This is a genomic window from Collimonas sp. PA-H2 (assembly GCF_002564105.1).
In the GTDB taxonomy this organism is placed as follows: domain Bacteria; phylum Pseudomonadota; class Gammaproteobacteria; order Burkholderiales; family Burkholderiaceae_D; genus Collimonas.
Map to the genome: position 1 here is coordinate 1,981,254 of NZ_PDBX01000001.1, position 21,798 is coordinate 2,003,051.

General features: G+C 56.6%; 21 protein-coding genes. 6 read left to right on the forward strand and 15 right to left on the reverse strand.

Features of this window, described 5'->3' with window-relative positions; genetic code table 11:
- Positions 1-85: 85 nt before the first annotated feature.
- Both gshB and gshA read right to left on the reverse strand, forming a co-directional pair.
- The gene (gshB, locus tag BCF11_RS08965) at positions 86-1,027 is read right to left on the reverse strand and encodes a glutathione synthase (protein ID WP_098494436.1); all 942 of its coding nucleotides are present in this window, start codon (positions 1,025-1,027) and stop codon (positions 86-88) included.
- A gap of 42 nt (positions 1,028-1,069) precedes the next feature.
- A complete protein-coding gene (gene gshA / locus BCF11_RS08970) occupies positions 1,070-2,368 on the reverse strand; it encodes a glutamate--cysteine ligase (RefSeq protein WP_098494437.1) in 1,299 nt (432 codons plus the stop codon).
- A gap of 425 nt (positions 2,369-2,793) precedes the next feature.
- Here gshA and BCF11_RS08975 point away from each other — a divergent pair, with 425 nt between their 5' ends.
- Both BCF11_RS08975 and BCF11_RS08980 read left to right on the forward strand, forming a co-directional pair.
- Entirely contained in the window at positions 2,794-3,087 is a 294-nt protein-coding gene (locus BCF11_RS08975) for an antitoxin of toxin-antitoxin stability system (protein ID WP_098494438.1), read from the forward strand.
- The gene (locus BCF11_RS08980; protein ID WP_233212425.1) at positions 3,084-3,281 is read left to right on the forward strand and encodes a type II toxin-antitoxin system RelE/ParE family toxin; all 198 of its coding nucleotides are present in this window, start codon (positions 3,084-3,086) and stop codon (positions 3,279-3,281) included. Before BCF11_RS08975 ends, BCF11_RS08980 begins: the two co-directional genes overlap by 4 nt.
- A 131-nt stretch (positions 3,282-3,412) precedes the next feature.
- On the opposite strand, the gene BCF11_RS08985 is transcribed toward BCF11_RS08980, so the two are convergent.
- The 6 genes from BCF11_RS08985 to BCF11_RS09010 form a co-directional block, all read right to left on the reverse strand.
- A complete protein-coding gene (locus tag BCF11_RS08985) occupies positions 3,413-3,961 on the reverse strand; it encodes a GNAT family N-acetyltransferase (protein WP_098494439.1) in 549 nt (182 codons plus the stop codon).
- A gap of 163 nt (positions 3,962-4,124) precedes the next feature.
- Positions 4,125-5,672 (reverse strand): ammonium transporter, encoded by a 1,548-nt coding sequence (locus BCF11_RS08990; RefSeq protein WP_098494440.1) that lies wholly within the window; start codon positions 5,670-5,672, stop codon positions 4,125-4,127.
- 12 nt (positions 5,673-5,684) lie between these two features.
- A complete protein-coding gene (locus BCF11_RS08995; protein ID WP_038493850.1) occupies positions 5,685-6,023 on the reverse strand; it encodes a P-II family nitrogen regulator in 339 nt (112 codons plus the stop codon).
- Between the two features lie 68 nt (positions 6,024-6,091).
- Complete coding sequence (locus BCF11_RS09000) at positions 6,092-6,865, reverse strand: TorF family putative porin (protein WP_098494441.1); 774 nt, start codon at positions 6,863-6,865, stop codon at positions 6,092-6,094.
- A 285-nt stretch (positions 6,866-7,150) separates the two neighbouring features.
- Positions 7,151-8,641, reverse strand: a complete 1,491-nt coding sequence (locus BCF11_RS09005; RefSeq protein ID WP_199110799.1) for a PLP-dependent aminotransferase family protein — start codon at positions 8,639-8,641, stop codon at positions 7,151-7,153.
- Positions 8,641-9,714 carry an alpha/beta fold hydrolase gene (locus BCF11_RS09010; protein ID WP_098494443.1) on the reverse strand — a complete coding sequence of 358 codons (1,074 nt, stop codon included), beginning with the start codon at positions 9,712-9,714 and terminating at the stop codon, positions 8,641-8,643. Before BCF11_RS09010 ends, BCF11_RS09005 begins: the two co-directional genes overlap by 1 nt.
- Positions 9,715-9,913: 199 nt before the next feature.
- On the opposite strand from BCF11_RS09010, the gene BCF11_RS09015 reads away from it, so the two are divergent.
- The 4 genes from BCF11_RS09015 to BCF11_RS27480 all read left to right on the forward strand — a co-directional run bounded on the left by BCF11_RS09015 (position 9,914) and on the right by BCF11_RS27480 (position 12,510).
- A complete protein-coding gene (locus BCF11_RS09015) occupies positions 9,914-10,384 on the forward strand; it encodes a GNAT family N-acetyltransferase (protein ID WP_369827738.1) in 471 nt (156 codons plus the stop codon).
- A gap of 97 nt (positions 10,385-10,481) precedes the next feature.
- Positions 10,482-10,724, forward strand: a complete 243-nt coding sequence (locus BCF11_RS09020; RefSeq protein ID WP_098494444.1) for an accessory factor UbiK family protein — start codon at positions 10,482-10,484, stop codon at positions 10,722-10,724.
- Positions 10,725-10,734: 10 nt separating this feature from the next.
- Positions 10,735-12,270, forward strand: coding sequence for a YifB family Mg chelatase-like AAA ATPase (locus BCF11_RS09025; RefSeq protein WP_098494445.1), 1,536 nt, complete (start codon positions 10,735-10,737; stop codon positions 12,268-12,270).
- A gap of 9 nt (positions 12,271-12,279) precedes the next feature.
- Positions 12,280-12,510, forward strand: coding sequence for a hypothetical protein (locus BCF11_RS27480; RefSeq protein ID WP_143751279.1), 231 nt, complete (start codon positions 12,280-12,282; stop codon positions 12,508-12,510).
- On the opposite strand, the gene BCF11_RS27960 is transcribed toward BCF11_RS27480, so the two are convergent.
- The 7 genes from BCF11_RS27960 to BCF11_RS09060 form a co-directional block, all read right to left on the reverse strand.
- On the reverse strand, positions 12,507-12,653 hold the full coding sequence (locus BCF11_RS27960) for a hypothetical protein (RefSeq protein WP_158229167.1): 147 nt from the start codon (positions 12,651-12,653) through the stop codon (positions 12,507-12,509). The two genes, BCF11_RS27480 and BCF11_RS27960, sit on opposite strands and share 4 nt — an antisense overlap.
- Positions 12,654-12,741: 88 nt before the next feature.
- On the reverse strand, positions 12,742-13,242 hold the full coding sequence (locus BCF11_RS09035; protein ID WP_369827846.1) for a right-handed parallel beta-helix repeat-containing protein: 501 nt from the start codon (positions 13,240-13,242) through the stop codon (positions 12,742-12,744).
- On the reverse strand, positions 13,176-13,973 hold the full coding sequence (locus BCF11_RS09040; RefSeq protein WP_098494448.1) for a hypothetical protein: 798 nt from the start codon (positions 13,971-13,973) through the stop codon (positions 13,176-13,178). Before BCF11_RS09040 ends, BCF11_RS09035 begins: the two co-directional genes overlap by 67 nt.
- Positions 13,974-14,445: 472 nt before the next feature.
- The gene (locus BCF11_RS27485) at positions 14,446-15,294 is read right to left on the reverse strand and encodes a hypothetical protein (RefSeq protein WP_143751280.1); all 849 of its coding nucleotides are present in this window, start codon (positions 15,292-15,294) and stop codon (positions 14,446-14,448) included.
- 166 nt (positions 15,295-15,460) lie between these two features.
- The gene (locus BCF11_RS09050; RefSeq protein WP_098494450.1) at positions 15,461-15,844 is read right to left on the reverse strand and encodes a hypothetical protein; all 384 of its coding nucleotides are present in this window, start codon (positions 15,842-15,844) and stop codon (positions 15,461-15,463) included.
- A 66-nt stretch (positions 15,845-15,910) separates the two neighbouring features.
- Positions 15,911-16,786, reverse strand: coding sequence for a right-handed parallel beta-helix repeat-containing protein (locus tag BCF11_RS27490; protein ID WP_143751281.1), 876 nt, complete (start codon positions 16,784-16,786; stop codon positions 15,911-15,913).
- The gene (locus BCF11_RS09060) at positions 16,787-21,652 is read right to left on the reverse strand and encodes a DUF6765 family protein (protein ID WP_158229168.1); all 4,866 of its coding nucleotides are present in this window, start codon (positions 21,650-21,652) and stop codon (positions 16,787-16,789) included.
- Positions 21,653-21,798 lie beyond the last annotated feature (146 nt).

Genomic DNA, 21,798 nt, shown 5'->3' on the forward strand with positions numbered 1-21,798 from the left:
CGGACTATCCCGGTTTACAACGGTTTTACTGCAACACTTACAGCGCACCGGCAAGCTGCCGGCGCTGACGAAACACTACACCAGCTCAGGCCAGGGCTGCTTCCAGCGCATCAATGAACATCTCGGCAACATCAAAACCGGCTTGCTGCTTAATTTCCTGAAAGCAAGTCGGGCTGGTGACATTGACCTCGGTCAAATAGTCGCCGATCACATCTAATCCTACCAGTAACAAGCCGCGCTGTGCCAGCACCGGCCCAAGTGCTTCGCCGATTTCGCGGTCGCGCGCAGTCAGCGGCTGGGCCACGCCGATGCCGCCCGCCGCCAGGTTGCCGCGCACTTCGCTGCCCTGCGGGATCCGCGCCAGCGAAAACGGCACCACTTTACCGCCGATCACCAGCACTCGCTTGTCGCCGGCGACAATCTCAGGGATGAAACGCTGGATCATGATGGTGCGCTGGCCGTTGTCGGTCAGGGTTTCAATGATCGAGCCCAGGTTCAGGCCGTCCTGCCGGACCCGGAAAATCCCGGCGCCGCCCATGCCGTCGAGCGGCTTCAGGATCACATCCTGGTGTTCTTCGTGGAAAGCGCGCAGGCGCGCCGCGTCGCGCGTCACCAGGGTCGGCGAAGTGTATTTCGAGAACTGTGCGATGGCCAGTTTTTCATTATGGTCGCGGATTGCCTGCGGCTTGTTGAAGACGCGCGCGCCCTGGGTTTCCGCCAGTTCCAGCAGATAGGTGGTGTAAATGTATTCCATGTCGAAAGGCGGATCCTTGCGCAGCAGGATCGCATCGAATTCCGACAGGAACATGGCCGCCGGCGCACTGGCGCGGAACCAATCCTTGGCGTCGCCTGTCAGGGTCACCTTGACCACATTGGCGGTCACGATCCCGCTTTCCAGCGCCATGTCTTTTTGCTCGAAGGCATAGATCGTATGGCCGCGTTTGACCGCTTCCACCATCATGGCGTAAGTCGAATCCTTATACGTCTTGAAGGTGTTGAGCGGATCGGCGAGGAAAGCGATTTTCATATTTTCGGCCTTATGGTTGCTGAGGTCAGGACAAACTGATGATTAATATTCTTCAGGGTTCGGATCGGTCTTTTCCATTTCCAGCGAAGCCGCCAGCAAACCGAGGCGCGCTACCACGCCATACATATAGAAGCGGTTCGGTGCGGTCGTGCCCGGCTTGGCCAGCATGTCTGGCAAAGCGTGCTGCTGGGCAAACGCCAGCGGCACGAAATGGGCGCCCGGCGCATTCAGGTTTTCATTGATGCCGCGCTCCGCGTGCACACGGTAAAAACCGCCGACGACATAACGGTCGATCATGTACACCACAGGCTCCGCTACCGCGTCGTTGATGTGTTCGAAAGTATGCACGCCTTCCTGGATGATCAGGTCATGGATCTCGCCGCCGGTCTTGCCGAGCGACAGTTTCTCGCGTTGCTTGCGGCTCAGCTCCTTGATCTGGCTGACATCGGTCACGCTCATCACGCCCATGTCGTCGGTGCCGGCGTCGGCCTTGACGATCACGAACGGCTTTTCGGTGATGCCGTATTCCTTGTATTTCTTGCGGATCTTCGCCAGCAGCGAACTGACGCTGGCCGCCAGCTTGTCGTCGCCGTCGGTGGCCTGGAAATCGACCTGGTCGACCTTGGCGAAAAACGGGTTCAGCATCCACGGATCGACATCGATAAGCTTGGCGAATTTCTTCACCACTTCGTCGTAAGCCGTGAAATGGTTGCTTTTGCGGCGCACAGTCCAGCCGGCATGCAACGGCGGCAAGACATTTTGCTCGTTGAGGTTTTCCAGGATCGCCGGCGTACCGGACGACAGGTCGTTGTTCAGCAAAATGGTGCAGGGATCGAAGTTCTTCAGCCCCAGGCGGCGGCCATTGGCGGAGCGCTCCAGCGGCTCCAGCGTGATGGTGCTACCGTCCGGCAATTCGATGGTTTGCGGCTCCTTGACATCCTCCGCCAGCGAACCGAGCCGCACATGCAGACCGGTCTGGCGGAACACCTGCATCAGCCGCGCGACGTTTTGCAGATAGAAAGTATTACGTGTGTTCAGCTCCGGCAGCAGCAACAGGTTCTTGGCGTCCGGACAATATTTTTCAATGGCCGCCATCGCCGCCTGTATCGCTAGCGGCAGCATTTCCGGCGACAGATTGCTGAAGCCGCCCGGGAACAGATTGGTATCCACCGGGGCCAGCTTGTAACCGGAATTGCGCAGGTCGACCGAGCAATAGAACGGCGGCGTGTGCTCCTGCCACTCCATCCGGAACCAGCGCTCGATAGCCGGGGTAGCTGCGAGGATTTTCTTTTCTAGATCGAGCAACGGGCCATTCAGGGCCGTGACGAGATGCGGAACCATATAAAACTTTCTTTTGGAAACGATGTAGCGTGTGCAAATGCGTTGCTGCCAACCAAAGAAGCGTATTTCAAGACTTCCAAGGCAAGCCGCCGATTCTAACGGGAAATGCATTATTTCGCCGGTAACCCGCCGCAATGTTGCGTAAATGGCGCGATGGTTGCCCGGTGAGGCCGATTAGCTCACTTTACATCGGGCCACTAGCGGATTTTTAAAGCCCTCCGATTGACAAAAAGCGCAGTGAAACATCCCACCTCTGCGGTATATTCGTAACAGACAGGAATTATCTTATATACAACACAAAGCCCATATGTCATTTTATATGCATCACGCTTTATTCAATGAGGCAGTATTTTTATAACACAGGTTAATTCCGGAAAAAGTAATGATAAGGTATATACCTTGTAATTATTTTATGGGGATTTGCCATGACTAAAGAGGCCGTTTTCACCATGAAGATCGAATCAGAACTGCGCGACAAGTTCATGGCCGAAGCCGCGGCAGCGCATCGGCCGGCGTCGCAAATCGTGCGCGAATTCATGCGCGAGTTTGTGCAGCGCCAGACTGAAGCCCGGGAATATGACGCCTTCCTGCTGCGCAAGGTTGAGGCCGCCCGGACAGACATGCAGGCCGGACGCAGCAGCTCAAATGACGAGGTCGAGGCTGAATTCGCTCGGCGCCGCACTGAATTGCCGGGCAAAGCGGGCGCGAACAAGAGGTGAATGTTCATTGGGTAGGCGAAGCTGAGCAAGATCGCAGCGATATCCTGGATTACATTGCGGAGCAGGATCTGGCGGCTGCAATCAGGTTGGATGAATTGTTCAGCCAGGCCGCCCTCAACCTGGCACAGTTCCCGTTCTCAGGAAAGGCCGGCAGCATTCCCGATACGCGCGGACTGATCCCGCATGAAAGCTAGTGCAGTGTTTCACATGTAATAGCGCTTGCTGTACGGGATCGTCAATGAGAGCGTCTGGATTCTCGCTTTGGTGCATACAGCGCAGTGATGGCCGCCTGCTAGACGCCAGATGCTTGCCAAATTACTCGGGCTTAGATTTGCTTGTACATGAAACTTGTATCGGTCAGCTTGCCCGCCGTCGAACGCGCATAGTCCGGAATGATGCCGGCCAGTTCAAACCCCATGGAACTGTACAAGGACTCGGCGGCATCGCCGGTACGGGTGTCGAGAATCAGCAAGGAGCGGCCGTCGGCCCGGGCGATCGCCTCAGCCTGCTGCATCAATAGGCGCGCCACTCCCTTGCGTCTCGCATCAGGATGCACCAGCAACTTGGAAATCTCGGCGCGATGATGGCCATTGGCGGGCGTCGCCAGCACGACCTGCACGGTGCCGACCACCTCGCCGGCAAAGCGCGCCACTAGCAGCCGGCGGCCACCGCTTACCAGCGAGCCGCTGACGCCGTACCAGAAGGAAAAGGCATCTTCGGCAGCCGGCGTGTCGACGAAGCCGATGCTGGCGCCATTTGCCACGCAAGCCATCAGGATATCGGTGAGCGGCCCCACTACACTATCGAACTGGTCAGCCCTGACGTCTTCCACCGTACAGGCGCTCAAGCGTTGCGGGGTGCTGGTCGGGTCCATGGAAATCTCCTGAATCTGCTGTTCTTAAACTGGAAACAAAAAATCCCAGGCGATGGCTATCGACCCGGGATTGTGCAAGACGCCGATCGAACCGCCGGATAGCGGTATTCTGCTATCCGGCCAGATCAGGCAAGGCTTGACCGTGACGTCTTAATCACACATCTCAATCATGGTAGGCAGACTCGCCATGGCTGGAGATATCCAGGCCTTCGCGCTCTTCTTCTTCAGTCACACGCAAGCCCATGACGATATCGACCAGCTTGAATGCAATCAGCGATACCACGCCCGACCAGACCAGCGTCGTCAGCACACCTTCGAACTGGATCCACAGCTGGCCAGGGATCGAATAGTCTGGCAGGACCGCATTGGTGACGTAGTCATAGATGCCTGTGCCGCCAAGGCTAGGCGCCGCGAACACGCCGGTGAGCAGCGCACCCATGATACCGCCGACGCCATGCACGCCGAAGACGTCCAGCGCATCGTCCGCGCCCAGCAAACGTTTCAGGCCAGTCACACCCCACAGGCAAACGAAACCAGCCAGCAAGCCCATGATCAAAGCGCCCATCGGGCCGACGAAACCAGCTGCAGGAGTAATCGCCACCAGGCCGGCCACCGCGCCGGATGCGCCACCCAGCATGGAAGGCTTGCCCTTACCGATCCATTCGCCAGCGCTCCAGCTCAGCACCGCGGCAGCAGTCGCCAGCAAGGTATTGATGAAGGCCAGAGCCGCGCTGCCGTTGGCTTCCAGGGCCGAACCGGCATTGAAGCCGAACCAACCGAACCACAGCAGCGATGCGCCGACCATGGTCAGGGTCAGGCTATGCGGCTTGAAGGCTTCCTTGCCGAAACCGACGCGCTTGCCGATCACGTACGAACCAACCAGGCCGGCGATAGCGGCATTGATATGCACCACGGTGCCGCCGGCGAAATCAAGCGCACCCTTCTGGAACAGCCAGCCGCCGGTAGCGGTCAGCTTCTCTGCGGAAGCAGCATCGACAAAGCCATCCGGACCAGGCCAGAACCAGACCATGTGCGCCATCGGCAGGTAGGCGAAAGTGAACCACAATACGGTGAACACCAGGATCGCCGAAAATTTGGCGCGTTCGGCAAAGGCGCCGATGATCAGGGCACAGGTAATCGCGGCAAACGCACCTTGGAACACCACGTAGGCGAACTCAGGCACCACCACGCCCTTGCTGAAGGTAGCCGCCACGGAATCAGGCGTCATGCCATGCAAGAACAGGCGGCTGAAGCCACCGAAGAAGGAATTGCCTTCCGTGAACGCGAGGCTGTAACCGTAGAGTATCCACAGCACGATGATCAGCGAAAACACCGTGAAGCACTGCATCAGCACCGACAGCATGTTTTTGCTGCGCACCAAGCCGCCGTAGAACAGGCCCAGGCCTGGCAAGGTCATCAGGATCACGAATGCGGTACAGACCAGCAGCCAGGCGGTGTCGCCCTTGTTTGGCACCAGCGCCGCGGGAGCTGCTGCGGCAGGCGCTGCAGCAGCGGCGGCGGCCGGGGCCGGAGCAGCCGCTGCTGCCGGTGCCGGCGCTGGTGTGGAAGCATCCGCGCTGGCGGATGCCACCGCAGCTGCTGGCGCGCTGGCTGCCGGAGCGGACGCCTCGTCAGCCGCCGCAGCCGGCAGCATCGAAGTCGCCGCGATCAGCGCGCAAGACGCTAAAATCGTTGCAAATATTCTGTTCATATTTTCATCCCCTTAGATTGCGTCTTTGCCGGTTTCACCGGTACGAATACGAATAACTTCCTGCAGATCAAATACAAAAATCTTGCCGTCGCCGATCTTTCCGGTACGGGCCGCGGTCTCGATCGCTTCTACCGCCTGTTCCAGGATGCTGTCGTCCACTGCTGCTTCGATTTTTGTCTTCGGCAGGAAGTCGACGACATATTCAGCGCCGCGATACAGTTCCGTGTGGCCCTTCTGGCGGCCGAAACCTTTTACCTCGGTCACGGTGATGCCTTGCACGCCTATCGCCGAAAGTGCTTCACGCACCTCGTCGAGCTTAAATGGTTTGATGATCGCTGTAATCAGTTTCATATCGGCCTCGTTGGTTTTGTGAGACGGCGGCGCGAAGCGCTTGCCGCCGCTGTTTTGATATCGGTCTGTTAGAAGGTCTTCGCCAGAGAAAACACCACGCCGTTGCGCCCCAGGTTCTTGCCGCTCGGGCTGACGTATGCGCCATCCTTGGCGTCGGTGCCGACATAGGCCAGCCCCAAGGTGATGCCGGCGAGCTGGTCAAAGGTCTTGGTGGCGCCGATTTTCCAATCGGTATAGCTGGCGAAGCTGGTGTGTTCCACGGTCTGATGGCCAAGGTGCAGGCCCAGCGTGACGCCAGCGCCGACATCAATATTGGCGCCGGCATCGTAGTAAGCGCTGTTCTTGCTATCGATGGTGCCGAACAGGTTGGTCATCGCATGCGAATATTTGAAGTAGGCCGGTCCGTAGCCAATCTGGCCGTACAGCTCGAAAGTGTTGGCGTTGCGGCCGATCTGGCTGTAGTTGTTGGTCGGGTAGTAGTAGTACAGGCCGCCAACGTCATAGGTAAAGCCGCCCGGCAGGTCGCCGCGCTTGCCGCCGTAGATATCCCACTCCACCGGTCCCTTGCCGCCGGTGCCGGTATTCGCGCTGTCGACAGCATCCTTGATCCACTTGATGTTGGAGAGCCAGGTGCCGGCATACAGACCGGTTGGATTATTGGTGTAGTCGGCGCCGCCCTGCACTGCGGGATCGAAACGCGTTTGCGAAATGCCGCGGAAGCGGTAGTCGTTCACGAGGCCGATGTTGTAACTGATTTCATTGTCAGGCTTGGCATCTTCGGCGTGCGCAAAACCTGCGGTGAAGCTTGCTGCTATTGCTGCGGCTAAAATCAGCTTTTTCATGGAAGTCCCTGTTGGTATGTTGAATGAAAACCGCTAAATCCGTACTCTTCGTACTTTCCATAGCAGAACCCATGCCAACTGTTCCAGCCGCTCCTTTTGCCGGCTTAATACCACTTATGGGGCGATTTATTTGTGCTTTTTTAGTGACTGTTAATTAGGGGACGTTCTTGTGCAGAAATATTGTGCAGTGCAGCGCACCAAAATAAGGCATGCACCTGCCGGCGCATTATTCTGGTGCAGCGATTATCCGATCGAACTACATGACATCTTGTAGTCAGCTACAAATCAACGCCAGGCTTGTTGCAGTAATAACAATGCATTGCGGATCGCGGCCTCATCCACGCCGGCAAAACCCAGCGCTAGGCCGGCACGGTGCTGCGGATTCACCGCCAGGCCCGGGATGCAAAAACGGCTCAGCGGATTGATTTCGACCCCTGCGGCGATAGCTTTCGCCACCAGCTCGGTCTCCTGCTGCGGACTGGCCAGCGGCAAGCTCAGGTGCAGGCCGGCGGCAACCTTGGGCAAGGGTAGTTGCGCGCCGAACAGCGGCGCCCAGGCCGCCAGCAAGGCATCGCGGCGGGAACGGCTGGCACGCCGCATGCGGCGGATGTGCCGCTGGAAATGGCCGGCGGCGATGAACTCGGCCATCACGGCTTGATCCGCCGCAGGCGGGTGACGGTCGCCCATGGCGCGCAGCGCGCCGAGCGCCGGCACCAGTTTGGGCGGCAACACCAGATAGCCGAGGCGCAGGCCGGGAAAGGCGATTTTCGAAAAAGTGCCGACGTACAGCACACGGGCATTGTGATCCAGCGCCGCCAGCGGCGCCAGCGGCGTGCCGTCATAGCGATATTCGCCGTCGTAGTCGTCTTCGATGATCCAGCTGTCGTGGCGTTCGGCCCAGGCCAGCAGTTCGAGCCGCCGCGCCAGCGACAGCGTGACGCCGACCGGATACTGGTGCGACGGCGTCACATACGCCAGGCGGCAGTCGCCATGCAGCGCCAGCTGGCTGGTATCCATGCCATCCTGGTCCAGTCCGATTCCCACCAGCTGCGCACCGGACAAAGCCAAGGCGGCAGCGGCTGCCGGGTAGCACGGATTTTCCACCACCACCTTATCGCCGGCATCCAGCAACAGCTGCGCGCAGAGGGCGATGCCATGCTGGGCGCCGGCGGTGATCATGATTTGCGACGGCTCGCAGACCAGGCCGCGCGCCTGGCGCAGGTAGGCTGCGATCAACTCGCGCAAGCGTACATCGCCGGCAGCCTCGCCATAACCCATCTGCGCCAGCGGCGCGCGACGCCAGAAATTGCCTTGCAGACGCGCCCAGATGGCGCTGGGGAACAGGTCGTAAGCGGGAATGCCAAGCCGGAAGGCGCGCGCCGGGCCGTCAAAGCGGCGCCGCCGTGCCTCAAATCCGCTCAGGCGCTGCTGCATGGATGACAGCTGCATCGCCGGCGCCGCGGCGGCCGGCACTACCGGACCAGCCACAACCGCAGCCGCCAGGCCGTCGGCATAAGTGCCATCGCCGACCCTGCTGCTGATATAGCCTTCGGCGTACAGCTGTTCATACGCGCGCACCACGGTGTTGCGCGATACCTTCAACGCCAGCGCCAGGTTGCGCGAAGTCGGCAGCTTGATGCGGTAAGTGTCAGGGGCCGCCAGGATGCGCTGGCGCAAGGCCAGGCATAGCTGCTTGGCCAGGCCTTTGCCGCCGTCGAGCGCAATCCCGGCCGGGTCCAGATTCATCGACAGCGCCGGCGCCGCAGGTTTCATCATCAGTTGCGCTGGGGCGATGCCAGCAATTCCCGCAGCCAGGGTTTCCAGACTACAGCCACCGTGTGGGTGCCATGGCCGCGCGTCGCGTCGCTCAGCTTGACCATCACCATGCGCGCGCCCGGCACGCGTTTGACGTCGCGCTCCAGAATGCCGATTTCCGGCGGATTGATCAGATCGTCAGCGGAGTTGACCGCGATCAGCGGCGCCCGGATTTTATCCAGTAGCGGCCCGGGATCGTAGTCGCGCGAAGCGTCCATGAAATACAGGGTATCGTTGGCGTCGGCGCTTTTCATGGCCGCCGCTACCGCGTTATCCAAGGCCTGATCGGCTTGCGCCAGGTCCGGCATCTGCTGTTGCCGCAGCAAGGGATTGCTGGACATGAAAAACAGCATTTGCTCGGCGGTGCGCAAGCTCGGCGGCTGGCTGCTGTAATTGCCGCCCTGCCACGCCGGATCGTTGCGGATGGCGTCGATGATGATGCGGCGCCAGACCCGGTTGCGGCCTGAAATCTGGCTCGGCACGCTGGCCAGCGGCATCAGGGCATCCATGAAAGCCGGATGCTGTTCGCCCCACATCCAGGTCTGCATGCCGCCCATTGAAGTGCCCATCACCAGGCGCAAATGATTCACTTCCAGGGTTTCCGTCAACAGCCGGTATTGGGCCTCGACCATGTCGCGGTAACCGTAGTGCGGAAACTTGGCGCGCAAACCGTCGCTCGGTTTGCTGGAATTGCCGTGGCCGATACCGTCCGGCAGGATCAGGAAATAGCGCGAGGCATCAAGCAGCTGGCCCGCGCCGAACAGCTCGCCGGAAAATTCCGGTCGGATGAACTGGGCGCCGGTGCCGCCGGTGCCATGCAGGATCAGCACAGCATTATTGACTTTACCGTCGGCGCCGCGGCGCGGCTCGCCGTAGGTACGGTAATGGATGCGCAGTTCCGGCAAGGTCTCCCCGGAAGCAAAGCGAAAGTCCTTGAAAACCACGTCATGCTCCGTCGCTTGCGGTTCGTTCGCCTGGACGGCTGCGGAAAAGCAGAACGCCGCGCACAGAAGCAATAGTTTCGCTTTAACCATGTCTCTCCTCGATAATTGTCTTTTATGAAAGACTATCATTAGCTGCGCCAAATCGCAGAATTTACTGAATTGGATCTACAAATATAATCAATCTTGGATCTTTGATGATACCAACTTCTGGCGCTACGATGAATGCTGTTTTGTAACCGGCTCCGCTACCTACCGTTAGCGAGTAAATCCATTTCGACAGGAGATTATCTTGGCTTCAGAATCCGCATCCCATTCAAATATTGTTATCCAGTCGCTCGGCGAACGAGACTTCGCTGCCTGGGAGCCGCAATGGCTGGGCTATCTCGGCTTTTATCAGGCGGAGGTTACCGCTGCCGTGCGCCTGGTCACCTGGCAGCGCCTGCTCGACCCGAAGGAACCGATATTCGGCGCCCTGGCCACCGTGGACGGCAAGGCGGTCGGGGTGGTGCACTGGATATTCCATCGTTCTTGCTGGACGGTAGAGGATTCCTGCTATCTGCAAGATTTGTATGTCGCCCCTGAACAGCGCGGCACCGGCCTCGGCCGGCTATTGATCGAACATGTCTACGCTGCGGCCAAGGCGGCCGGCAGCACGCGGGTGCACTGGCTGACCCGCGAGACCAACAGCACGGCGATGCAGTTGTACGACCGCATCGCCGATCGCTCGGGCTTCGTGCAATATCGCAAGCAGCTGGCTTAAGCAGTAAAGGCTTAAACTGCCGCCTCCAGGCAGAATTTCGATGTAGGGTTTGCTCGTATCGGTTATCATTTTTCTTATTTACCGCCGGAGGGCCGCCATGAACAAACCCAATTTTTTCGACGACATCCAAGCCAAGATCAACCAGGCCATCGAAAACTCCCCTGCCAAGGACATCGAGAAAAACGTCAAGGCCATGCTGGGCCAAGGCTTCGCCAAGCTGGACCTGGTGACGCGTGAGGAATTTGACGTGCAAGCCCAGGTGCTGGCCAGCACCCGCGCCAAGCTCGAGGCGCTTGAAGCCCGCGTGACGGAGCTTGAAGCCCAGTTGAAGCAACCATAATGCCGCGCCAGTGACGCTGGCTGTACTAAAAAGCCGGGCGCTGGCAGGCATGCAAGCGCCCGCAGTCACAGTGGAAGTCCACCTGGCCAACGGCCTGCCCAGCTTCACCATCGTCGGCCTGCCCGAAACCGAGGTCAAGGAGTCCAAGGACCGGGTCCGCGCAGCGCTGCAAAATGCCCGTTTCGAATTCCCTTCCCGCCGCATCACCGTCAATCTGGCGCCAGCCGACCTGCCCAAGGAATCGGGTCGTTTCGACTTGCCGATTGCGCTCGGCATCCTGGCGGCGTCCGGACAAATTCCGGCGGATGAACTGGACGACTACGAATTCGCCGGCGAACTCTCGTTGTCCGGCGAGCTGAGGCCGATACGCGGCGCGCTGGCGATGACCTTCGCCATGACAGCCTCCAGCTCCAGCACCACTTCGCCTGCCGACAAAAGCCGCGCCTTCATCCTGCCGCAAGCCAATGCCGACGAGGCGGCACTGGTTACCGATGCCCGTATTCTCCCCGCCGGCAGTTTGCTACAAGTGTGCGCTCACTTCTCCTCCAAGCAAGCGGAAACAAGATTATCGCGCCACGCAGCCGAACCGCAGCGCAGGCCGCCGCACTATCTGGATTTCAGCGATGTCAAAGGCCAACTGCAAGCCAAACGCGCACTGGAGGTCGCCGCAGCCGGCGGCCATAGCGTACTGCTGATGGGGCCGCCCGGCACCGGAAAATCGATGCTGGCGGCGCGTTTCCCCGGCATTTTGCCGCCCATGAGTGATCGCGATGCGCTGGAATCTGCGGCGGTGCAATCGCTCACCAGCGGCTTTTCCAGCGCAAAATGGAAGGTGCGGCCGTATCGGGCGCCGCATCATACGGCATCGGCCGTGGCGCTAGTGGGCGGCGGCAGCCCGCCGCGTCCCGGTGAGATTTCGCTGGCTCACCGCGGCGTCCTGTTCCTCGACGAATTGCCGCAGTTCGACCGCCGCGTGCTGGAAGTATTGCGAGAGCCGCTGGAATGCGGCCGCATCACGATTTCGCGGGCGGCCCGCCAGGCCGACTTCCCCGCGCAATTCCAGCTGATCGCCGCCATGAATCCCTGCCCTTGCGGCTACCTGGGTCACCCGGTCAAGCAATGCCGTTGCACGCCTGACAATATCCTGCGTTATCAAAACAAGATTTCCGGCCCGTTGCTGGATCGGATCGACATGCAGATCCAGGTGCCGGCCTTGCCGCAGGATCAGTTATTGAAAGCCGCCGACGGCGAATTGTCAGCAGCGATAGCAGCCAGGGTGGAAAGAGTATGCGAGCTGCAAGTGGCGCGCCAGGGCAAGCAAAACAATGGCTTGTCGGCCAAGGAAATCGATCATTTCTGCAAACCCGACAGCGCCGGCGAGAAGATACTGCAGGGAGCAATGAGCCGCCTGAACTGGTCGGCGCGCGGCTATCATCGCGTGCTCAAGCTGGCGCGCACGATTGCCGATCTGGAGGGGACAGAGCAGGTTATTTCAGCCCATGTGGCCGAAGCAATCCAGTATCGGCGCGGCTTGCAAGAAGTCTAGCCGTCCGCCTTGAAAAAGGCGAAACGCTACCTCAACATCAACGTCATGAAAAGAGCAATTCTTTATCTATTCAAGGGCGCCGTACCGGCAGGGCATCCGCCCAGAAAAATGGCAGCGCTGGCAGCAAGCGTCCATTTAACGAAATATACACAAATGTTCTCTATTTTCTTGCCTCGTAACTCAATGTCTTGCACGGTTGAATGCGCGCTCAAGCATGATGAAATTATCCACGTCTGTTAGAACGGTTGATTAATTCCGCTACCGCTTTCCTTGACCGTACTTCCATCTTTGATTTCAATCGGCGTTTCTGCTTTTACAAAACTATTTTCTTGCACCACTACTTCCCGGCTGTTGCTCAGTCCGATCGCAATCGTCTTATCCATGCTGCCATCCAGCCGTATGGCGTTGTTGCGTACGACAGATCCATCTCCATTGCGCAGATAGAGTGTATAGGCGGCCACGCCGCGATTATCACTTCAGGGAATTATCTTTTTCTGCATATTTGCTGTCACCGTTGATGCGCACCAGCTTGTCGAAGTTTTCTACGGTATTGCCTTCTATGAGCACATCGGTGGAATCGAGCAGGTTGACCGCAGCAGGCGCTTTGCCGAGCCATCCGCCTTTGTAAATAATCCGGTTGTTGCGCACCACCGCGCCGTGCGCATCGCGTAATTTGATCGCAGCATCGAACGGCTTGGCATCGCCGTTGCGGTGAATGATGATGGTGTTGTTCTCGATGATACTGCCAGGGCCGTACATGTAGACCGCCGTATGACCATCGACGTCGATGGTGCTGTCGCGCAGTACGTTGCCGCCGCCGCCCATTACGACACCGCGCCAGCCGGCGTGGATGGTCATGTGTTCTACCAGATTACCGGTCGGCTGGTAGCCAGGGGCTTTTTTATCTAGTGATTCAGACGCGGGAAGGTCTTCGTATTCTGCGTGGCTAACACTCTTTGATTGGCATATGATGGCAGACCAGCAATGCTCAGACTACCATCTCCGTTTTCGAGACTGACGCCCAAAGAATTACGCTTGCCTGGAACATCAATGATTGCATTGCGTACTTTGACATGCCGAATCCCGTCCCAAGCTACCACGCCAAGCAAATTATCAACTTCGCTTTTAAGCAAATGTCCTTGCAAGTCGATATCAAAGACACTGCTCTCTGACAATAGTGGATTACGCATGAGCTTGTGCAGCACTTTATCTGGATATTCGTTTCGATACTGAATTGCAATCATAGGTGCGCCTGAAAGTGCCATAAGACCGCCAGACTCAACAGAAAATACCCGTGGCTGGACAATGTCGTAAGTCAGGCAATACTTGGCGCTTGTCTCTGCATAGCCAGTACGCAAAGCATGCCTCTCCAATTGACGGATCGGTTCGCAATCCTCGGCTGACGCGCTTATCGCGCCAATCAATCCTAAGCAGCAGAGATGCATTGAAATAAATATTCTGAACATTGCGCTTCCTGTGATTTGCATTTGTTCAGAGCGATGAGTCGATTCTTCTTTGGCAATATCATTCTTCGGGATTCGATCAGCTTGGGCTCTATTGAGAATAATTTCTTTGAAATTAAAGACCGGTGTAAATGATACTTCCTCGGTGATCGCCGGAAAGGCAATAAGCAACGAGCTCCCCATCAAATTAATCCGCCAAGATAAAAATAATTTATGGGAAATGAGTAAAGGCTTTGCCATTTATATCGGCTCTAGTCTTTCAAACATTCGCAATCCGTCCAATAATGCACAGAAATCGGACCACAATCCCAGGGTGCAGCAATCAGCTTTTCGATAACGAAATCCGTTGTCTTGGAGGATACTGTTTCAATCAAAACGCATTGATTCACGGCGAATGTCTTTTCGGAAAATTATGTCTTTCCAAATAAAATTTAACGCAAGCCATGGCCATCATTAAGGACAAGTCGTGCAATAGATTCACAGCCTGTCGATGACAGCAACACATGAAGTAGCACAGCCATTTTTAGGCATTTGGATATCAGTGAACGAAAAATCATGTGAGATATGTTGTAAATATTATGGAATAAAAATATCAAAAATGGACTGTCTCCTCCGAAAGACGAACCCGCTTTTGCGAGAAGAGTTCAATCTCAAGAGAACACAATTCACAGGCGTGTCTTAACTATGCTTTCCAAATGATGCGGCAATGTCGTCATACCCAGCTATTTGTCGACATGTTGTACGGCTCAAAGTACACCGTAGGCATGGGCAACAATTTTCCGGAATATTCCATTGGTGGCAATTCAATACGGAAGCGAGTCGGAATTACTGGGCCGGTATCGAAACGCATGATGAATTCGATGGAAGCGACCGACTTACTGTGATTACCATAATTGCAGGTGGGGACTGGCGGCCGCGCGTAATACCTCAATATGCGACTATCTGGATGATCGATATCAACCCCGCTGATTCCTCGCTGAAAGGCGTAGACATGCCAAAGCTCCGGGTCTGGATGATAAGCGCGCCTGTCGGTGATTAGTCGAATCTCTCGATGATCCAGCTTGAGCAGGCAAGCTGGTATAAGACGACCATAGTCCAGTTCCAATAGGTGAAAATCTTCGTGACGTCTTTTTTGTGATCCGTCTGATCTTTGCGCGCGACGTGGTAGAGGTAACATTCCCACCGGCAGATCAAGCGCCATATGCAAGCCAGACCGTGGAAATTCCGGTACATGCCTTTCCGTCTCATCGCGTCCGCGCCATGGTTGTGGCTGCGCACCCAGTCCTATTGGCATGATCACCGGTAGTACCGAATCGGTGGCCATACCATCTATAAAACCCAGCACCTTCTTTTTGTCAGGCTGGCTGTTACTGACAGCTTCGTCTTTTATCTCTTCCCATTCGATGAGTGGCGATTGTGCCGTGCTGTAATCGACGCGCTTCTGGCCAGGCCATATATTCGGATTCAAGCCGTTGAACAAATCTGTTTGGGAAAATGCTCTTGGAGCAAATTGTCCAAGCGCTGTGCCAAGGCCAAATTGCAATATGCTTCCACGCTTCATTTTATGTCTAGGCAAAGATATTTGTAGTTACGGCGTAGGGCAAGGTGTGCTGACATCGAGGTTGGGCAGAATTGCGGCTAGATAGCAACCGGACTTCGCGCAGCCATCTCATTGCTGTCAAGCCTTTGAGTCCATCACAAAAAAACAAACTGAAAATGTCGCAATTTCATTTTGCGCTGTCGACCTCGCACTCAGCCAGGTTTTGAATACCTTGTATTTCACTTGCATGTTTCTCGTACAATTCTTCGATCCGCGACTGAGTCATCTTGGAATCGTTCGTCAGCACGGCGCTACACAATTCATTTGACAACAGATGCTTGCGAACGATACATGCGCGCGCCCGGCCCATGGCGGCAACCTGCTCCTGGAATTGCGGCACAGCAAGCAGGCTGACGCCCATGGACGTCTTTTGGTTGGCAGGATCCTGCACCATGCAGATCATGGCAACGGGGCCCACCCATAATTCACCGCCACTGGCATGAGCAGCATGCGCCATTCCTGCACCCAGCAAAATCGTTACCTGTCCCAGAGCAGCCAGATTTTTTTTCATTTCCACATGTACTCCGTATTCCCTATGTGCCGAACGAGAGAACTATTTATCAAACCCCAATGTTCGTTATTGCCCAGTCGATGTACCCGTCCGCATAACGGCCTGCTCGAAATTATCGACATGGTTATTTTCCATTTGCACGCCGTCACCATCTCGCAAAACGACGGCTCCTGTATTTTCTCTCGGTCCATAGTTCAAGATGGTATTGCCGCGTACGACAGCCCCCTCACCTTCCGACAGATCAATCCCATAACGCGCAGCATCGAAGGCCCCTGCAACTGTAGTTAAGCGATTTTTCTCAATCGTGGGATGAGGACCGACAATCGTCAAAGGTGTCGTGCAATCTTTGCTGGCTACAACATCGTTATTGCGTACGATCGCGTTAGCCGCAAATATGTGAATGCACCCAGTCTCAACACGGACATTCTCTATATGCGTGAAATTGTCACCAACAAAGAAGCCCGATGACCGTGGTGCATTTATATTGATATACCCGTTTTTTATTTCGCCATTTTTAATAAAAATATTGCGACCGCGCCCAAAAATTTCAAGAGGACGCCCTGATCGACTGAAGGTATGTCCACGCATATCCACTTCGACATCGCTCGCAATAATTTGCAAAAATGGACTGCTGCCACAACTACCCATCCATTCAGAACAACTAAAACGGTAGTCTTGATCAATACAATATTTTCCTGGTTTGTCGACATAAAGCAGGGGACGAGAAAATTCTTTTCGATTCCAGTGGAGCACCTCGCATGATGTAACTGGACTGTTAATAAGTTCTGCCGCATGTGTCGGCTTAGAGAACATGTATCCAAGCAATACAACATTGCAAGCTATTAGTGCAATAAATTTATTTAAAAATGTATTTGTTCTCCGCATAGCTACCAATGAACCCTCCGATGCAAATGAAACACTTATGACATTTCCTTTTGACACTTAATTCGCCTTTAAACAAGATGTGATGCAAGTTCCCGGATAATTTTTTTGATCCAAGCCGGCTAGATTTTTCTTCCTATTTTTCGCAGCTTCGACCTCGTCATATCCCTGCTCGCCTTTGGGCCTCATATTAATATCATCAAAGCCCAACAACATCAGACTTGCCTGTAGTGCGTCAATCTTCGAAGCGAAGTTCGGATGCTCAAGGTCTGTACTAGCCTCCTTTCCTTTCGTACTTTCATCCGCTTTTACAGCATTAAATTGTTTAAGAAGAGGCACTAGGTCGTCAAACGATTTCTCAGGAGTCGATAAACCCAATTGCCCTTTCATGTTAATCATTTGCGTGTAAACATCTTTCTCCATCTCTAACGTGCGGGCCTCGTTTGTATTCCAGCCAAAGTGGTTATAGGTCATATCTGGATTGGTAAACAAATAGCCATGTCCGATTCCAAGCTGGGTATCCGAAAGAGGTACATGCCAGACAGCATCGACAGGGATATCATTTGAATCTCGATGAGAGAATGTATCCTGAAACGCATGGAGATACTCCCCAAAAAATTGCAGACTTGGACATTTTGATGGTGCGTTTTCAGCTGCACGCAAAAGGTTCAACAACTGTTGGCTAGGATCGGTCAGTGCAAGGTCAAGATTGTTATTTTTGTATTTTTCCGCTGTCGTGCCAGTTGTACCATCCGAAAGTGTGAAATGGTAGTTCTTTAAGCGAGGCTGGTTATCGAATATGGATTTTATATATTCCGGTGACCCTGTTTCATCTAAATCGATTGGTTCCGTCAAGGGATTGTCATCGACAAACTGGGCAGCAAGTGCAATCGTCCTGGCATCTTCTTTATCTATCCCGGCCGCTATGGCAAGAAAATAGGTCATGTAATAGTGAATATCGGATTGGTACAAACCTAAGGGATCAATCTTATTTATCGGATCCCCCTGCACATACGAATAAGGATCCGGCCCATCCAGATATCCCAACGGATCAGGCTGCAAGTAACGCCCCGTGGCAGGATTGTAGGTCCGGTGGAAGTTATCATGCAGGCTGGTCTCTGCGTCGTAGTACTGACCTGGAAGACGTAGGTTAAGTGTGCTGCCGTCCTTGCTTTGTATCTTCGCCTGCCCCCACGGCGCAACATCCGCCTGCCACACGACATGCTGATCGCCGTCGGTCATGGCAATCGGCGCGCCGCGCTGATCGGCATGGATGTATAGAAGACGATTGGATTTTCCCGCTTCGCTTTCCAGTTTGGCGACTGGCGCGGCTTTGCCGTCTTCGCTCAGATACAGGTATTGCGCGCTGATGCGCCCCTGTTGGTCGGTCTCCGCCACCAAACGGTTTTGCTGCCACAAATAGTGCGTAGTGACGGCAGCTTCCTGGCCCTTGCCGTAGACAGTTTTGACGATACGCTGGTTGAAGCTGTTGTAGCGATAGGTGGCTACCGGCGCGCCGCTCTTCGCATCCGTAACGGTTTCAATCTGCCCTTCGGGCGTATAGCTATATCGATACTGTCCGTCATCCACCGAACGGCCCAGCGCATCACGCTGGTTGCGTATGCTGCGCGCCATGCTGTCAGCCGAAACGGCTGTCTTCTGCAAGTGAAACAGGGGTGCGGCTGGCTTCAGCGCGCCAAATCCGCTGTAGTCGTAGCTGGCCTTGACGATGTTGCCGCTGGCGTTGGTTTGCGTACCGGCTGCTGCCTGCAAGGCACGGATGCGTGGACCGACGCCGTAATCGTAGCTCCAGCTGGCGATGCTGTTGCGGCCGTCGCCGATCTTGAGCGAGGTTAAACGCCCGGCGATATCAAATCCTTTCGCCGTCTTGATTCCGTTGCCTTGGGTATAGCCGGTCAACCCGTTGTATGGACTAAAGCCGATCTCGGCGACCACGGCCTGCTTTGGCAGAACGGCTTTGGCCCATTGCAGCCAGCTTGGCAGTTTCTCGATCTGAGCTGCCATGCCTGCCGAGCGCTCGCCTTGCAGGCTGATGCTGCGCGCTACCTGGGTTGCCTTATCGCGTTCAATCCGCATGACCTGGCCATCGGCCAGGCGCTGGGTGCTGGGCTCGCCGGTGCGCGGATCGTAGGTCGTAGCCAGGGTGTAGCTTTGCCGGTCGATGGTGATGCGGGTCTGGGCGATGCGGCCTGCGGCGTCGTAGGCGTAGGCGGTGGTTTGAACCGGATCCGTCACTTCCATCAGGCGATTGCCCTGATAGCGCAAGCTCACCGTCGAGACTTTGGCAGCGCCGGCGGAGGTGGTGGTCTTTTGAATCATGCGGCCTGCCAGGTCGTAGCTGAAAGCGATGCTGCTGCCGTCGGCCTGGTCAAGCCGGATCATGCGGTCGCGCATATCGTAGCGGGAGGTCTTGTTGCCATAATCGGGCAGGTGCATTTTCAGCACCCGGCCGAAATCGTCGCGCACGAGATTCTGCCGGATTTTACTTGCCGTCTCGTCGGACGCCGCCGGCGCTAGCTGGAAATCGACGCGCAGCATGCCGTCTGCCGCCAGGTCGATGTTGGCGCGCGCGGTACTGCTCTTGTTTTCTGCGCTCAGATGCAATACATCGTCGCCATCCAGATGCCTTGCCAGTCTTCCTTGCGCATCATAGGCATAGGTATCGATCCTGCCGTCCGGCAGCAGCTGGCGCGCCAACCGGTTGTTTTCGTCGTAGCTGCGGTAAGTCGCCCGCACCAGCTTACCTTGCGATTGTTCAGCTGCTGGCTCGTACAGGCCGCTGACCTTGAGCTGGCCTTCGGTATCCAGGCTGAGCTCGCTGAAATACCCTTGCGCGTCTTCCATATGCACCGGGCGGCCTGCGCTGTCGTAGCGCAGGCTGATTCCGCGGCCGGCGGCGTCCGACAGCGCGCTGACCTGGTCCAGCGCGTTGTACTTGCGCTCGGTCACCAGGCCGGCGCGTTCCGTGCGCGTCACCATGCCTAGCGTGTTGTATGCCAGATTGGTGACGATGCCATCGTTCGCGATATCCTGCGCCAAGCGCCCGGTGCCTTCGTCACGCGTGAAGTGGCGGCTGAGATTGAGCGGATACGTCACTGCCGTGACGAAGCTGCCGCGATTGTCGTAAGCAATCTCGGTCACATCGGAATCGCTCGGATCGCTCTTTGGTCCGTTAGCCAGCGGTCCGTCGATCCGGCTCAGCAGGCTGCGGCCGTTGATCTTGCTGTAGCCGTAGCTGGTGCTGCGTTCGATGGCTGTGGCTACATCCTTGTCGTCGATTGCAGGCGCAAAGCCGCTCTCGCTGACCTTGGCAACCTGGCCCGCATCGTTATAGGTAAACCTGGTGATCACTTCCTTGCCGGCGATCACGCTCGGACGCGCAATCACGATCGGCGTCATGCTCGGCAGCGCAGCGGGATTGTTCTTGTCCAGCGCCGGATATTCGTAGCGGGTGAGCCATTGCGCCGACTGCGACTTACCATTTGCGTAGCCGACGCGGCTGGTACGCACGATCCGTCCGTAACTATCGAAGTCGGTCTTGCTAGTTGTAATCGCCTGCCCGCCATCGTTCAGCTGCGTGGTCTCGGTCAACCGTCCGACCGCGTCGTAGCCGTAGCGCACATTGCTCGGACCGCAGCTGGCGCAGCCGGGACCGCGTACTTCCAGCAAGCGGTACTCGCCGCCGATGATGGCGTAGCTGTAGCTGGTGGTTTGGCCCAGGCTGTTGGTCAGGATCACCTTGTTGGCCTGCTTGCGGTCGAAGATCACTTGCTCCAAGCCGGTGCCTGGCGCCAGGCGCTTCGGTTCCAGCGGCTTGCCATCCTTATCCGTCTGCAGCCGCGCCGGACTGCCTTTGGTGCTCAGGATGCCGCGGCCGTTCTGGTCGTAGATCCAGGTGCTCAGCCGTTGATTGAGCTGCTTGCCGTCGCTGCCGCTGCCGTTGACCGTGATGCCGGTCAAGAGTGTCGGGAAATGCGGGTCTTCATAGTGGTACAGGCGGCTGACGCTGCTGCTACTGGTGCCGCGTTCGGTATAGGCGTGCGCTTTCTGGCCGGCGTCGTAGCTGGTCGGGATCGCCACCTTGACCAGGTTCGCCAGCAACAAGTTCTTGTCCAGCGTGCTGCCTGGCGGCGCTGCGCTGCCGTAGCTATAGCCGAAGCGGCCCACCGGACTGTCGATGCTTTGCACGCCGCGGAAACGGTCGCCCTGGCTCGCGCTCTGCTTGTCGAGATAGTTCAGGTGCAGGCTGCGCCCTTGCGGGTCGGTGACCTTCAGCAGCATGCCCTTGGCGTCGCGCGTCAGGCTGACGAATTCGCCGGTCGGGGCGGCGATCTGCACCAGCTTGCCGTCGCTGTTGAAGTTCAGCTGGCGGCCGTTGGGCCAGGTCCAGGTGTATTCATCGCCGCTGCTCTTCTTCTCGATGGCTAGCTTGCCGTTGGCTGGATTGAGGCTGCTGCACAGGCTAGGGTGATCCGCATCGCGGTTGAAGATGATGCGCGTGCCGTCGGCCTGGACGATCTGGATCGTGCTGCTGGACACATACAGGTCGGTTTCATAGCTCAGCTTCCAGCCGCGGCCAAAAGCGCCGTTAGGCACGTTGGGCATGCTGTACTGGCTGTTGTAATGGCGGATGATCTCCAGCCCCAGCACGCCTGGCAACGCCGGCAAGTCCACTTCTTGCTGGTACTTGTTGCCGTTGATGATGTTGATCGGGTTGCCCGCGCCCTGGTTGGTGCTGCTGTCGTTACCCAGGCTGGCCGCTTGCGTGCCGCTGTTGCAGGTCTGGCCGCCAGGACTGGGGCCGCAAGCCTGCACCGAGGCCGATCCGGAAAACAGCGCGGCCAGCAACGCCACCAGCGCAAATCGCTTCGTGGAAAAATGCAATTTCTTGGCTTTCTTTGACATAGTTTTTTTATTTGGATTGACGTACGGTATAAGCAAGCCGTCGACTTTCATGCATTCAACATGTCGAACAACGGCGCGAAGCAGTTTCAGATACAGGGTGCGCGAAGATCCTACCTAACCAACCGAGACTTTTTGGTGCAAATGGC